General features: G+C 67.4%; 2 protein-coding genes. Both read left to right on the plus strand.

Going from position 1 to position 1,989, the window contains the following annotated elements:
* A partial coding sequence (gene yidC, locus AC2W7M_RS24500) for a membrane protein insertase YidC (RefSeq protein WP_486135633.1) occupies positions 1–1,598 on the plus strand: 1,598 nt, incomplete at its 5' end.
* 67 nt (positions 1,599–1,665) lie between these two features.
* On the plus strand, positions 1,666–1,989 hold a 324-nt coding region (locus AC2W7M_RS24505), incomplete at its 3' end, for a VIT1/CCC1 transporter family protein (protein ID WP_486135635.1).

A 1,989-nucleotide genomic window follows, 5' to 3' on the forward strand; every position in this document is an offset into this window, starting at 1 on the left:
CGGTGACCCGCGCCCAGGCGCTCGCCGCCAGCCCGCGCGCCGCCATCGCCACGCCGAGCCTGAAGGGCTCGATCGCGCTGCGCGGTGCCCGCGTCGACGATCTGGAGCTGACGCAGTATCACGAGACCGTCGACCCCAAGAGCCCGAACATCGTCCTGCTGTCGCCCTCCGGCGCGCCGAACCCCTTCTATGCGGAGTTCGGCTGGACCTCGGCCGCCGGCGCCAGCCTCGCTCTGCCCGGGGCCAACACGCTGTGGACCGCCCCGGCCGGCGCCACGCTGACCGAGAAGACGCCGCTCGTCCTCACCTACGACAACGGCCAGGGCCTCGTCTTCCGCCGGACCTTCACCGTCGACGACCACTACATGTTCGCGGTCAAGGACGAGGTGGAGAACAAGACCGGCGCCGCCGTCACGCTCTACCCCTACGCCCTGGTCTCGCGCCACGGCCGGCCCAAGATCGAGGGCTTCTACATCCTCCATGAGGGCCTGATCGGCGTGCTGGGCGAGAGCGGCCTGCACGAGATCACCTACGCCAACATGGAGAAGGAGAAGCAGGTCACGGCCGCCGCCACCGGCGGCTGGCTCGGCATCACCGACAAATACTGGGCCGCCACCGTCATCCCCGACCAGAACGTGAAGGTGGACGGCAAGTTCTCCGCCGGCATGATCGGCAACGTGCCGACCTTCCAGGCCGACTTCCTCGCCGCGCCGCTCACCGTGGAGCCGGGCGGCACCATCGCCGCGAACGGCCAGCTGTTCGCCGGCGCCAAGGTGGTGCAGCTCGTGGACGGCTATGCCGAGCGCTACAAGATCGACCGCTTCGACCGGCTGATCGACTGGGGCTGGTTCTACTTCATCACCAAGCCGCTGTTCCTCGCCATCGACTGGATCTACGGGCTGGTGGGCAATTTCGGCGTCGCCATCCTGGTCATCACCGTGGTGCTGAAGCTGGTCTTCTTCCCGCTCGCCAACAAGTCCTACGCGTCCATGGCGAAGATGAAGGCGGTGCAGCCCGAGATGACCGCCATCCGCGACCGCTACGCCGACGACAAGGCGAAGCAGCAGCAGATGCTGATGGAGCTGTACAAGAAGGAGAAGATCAATCCGGTGGCGGGCTGCCTGCCGATCCTGATCCAGATCCCGGTGTTCTTCGCCCTCTACAAGGTGCTGTTCGTGACCATCGAGATGCGGCACGCGCCGTTCTTCGGCTGGATCCGCGACCTCTCGGCGCCCGACCCGACGACCATCTTCAACCTGTTCGGCCTGATCCCGTGGGATCCCTCGTCGGTGCCGATCATCGGCGCGTATCTGATGCTCGGCGCCTGGCCGCTCATCATGGGCGTGACCATGTGGGTGCAGATGAAGCTCAACCCGGCGCCGCCGGACCCGACCCAGCAGATGATCTTCAACTGGATGCCGATCATCTTCACCTTCATGCTGGCCCACTTCGCCGCCGGCCTCGTCATCTACTGGGCGTGGAACAACACGCTGTCGGTGGCGCAGCAGGCGCTGATCATGAAGCGCCACGGCGTCAAGATCGAACTGTGGGACAACATCCGCGGCATGTTCTCGAAGAAGGCGTCGGCCAAGAGCTGACCCTGCCCGAAGCGGACCGGGACGCCGGACGGCGTCCCGGAACCGCACGCAAGGACCCGGAAGGATCATGTCGGCAGGCGCACGCATCCTCACCTCGCTCAAGGCGTCCATCGGCGACGTGGTGTTCGGGATGGAGGACGGCACGGTCTCCATCTTCGGCCTGGTGTTCGGCGTCGCCATGACCACCGACGACCCGCGCACGGTGCTGATCGCGGGCGCGACCGGCGCGGCCGCGGCCGCCGTCTCCATGATGGCGGGCAGCTATCTCGACGCGGAATCGGTGCGGGACGCCCGCGCCGCCCGGCGCCGCCAGACGATCGATCCCGCAGCCGCCAAGGCCGAGGTGGACGGGATTGCCGCCGCGCTTTCCCGCGGCGGCATGGCGCCCCAG

Source organism: Xanthobacter sp. BG11Y11_SDJG (assembly GCF_057364445.1).